Genomic DNA, 218 nt, shown 5'->3' with positions numbered 1-218 from the left:
CTGACCATAATTCACATCCCGCCTTATTCACCAGAGCTAAATCCAATAGAACAAGTCTGGAGTTGGCTTCGTCAGAATGAAATTGCTAATCGGTGTTTTACTGGCTATAACGATATCGTCGATAAGCTGTGTAGCGCATGGAATCGGTTTTGCGAAGATAAAAACAGAGTGGTATCACTCTGCTTTAGAGACTGGGTTAATTTGATAAAGTAATTAAT

At 39.4% G+C, this 218-nt stretch carries 1 protein-coding gene; it reads left to right on the top strand.

Translation table 11 applies throughout. From position 1 onward, the window contains the following. Window positions 1-213, top strand: a 213-nt coding sequence (locus BCU68_RS15820; RefSeq protein WP_198591765.1) for a transposase, incomplete at its 5' end; no start/stop codon positions are given. Window positions 214-218: the final 5 nt, after the last annotated feature.

The sequence above is a fragment of the Vibrio sp. 10N.286.49.B3 genome (assembly GCF_002873395.1).
Lineage (GTDB): Bacteria > Pseudomonadota > Gammaproteobacteria > Enterobacterales > Vibrionaceae > Vibrio.
Note: the sequence above shows the minus strand (reverse complement) of the source record. Positions and strands in the feature narration are given on the sequence as shown.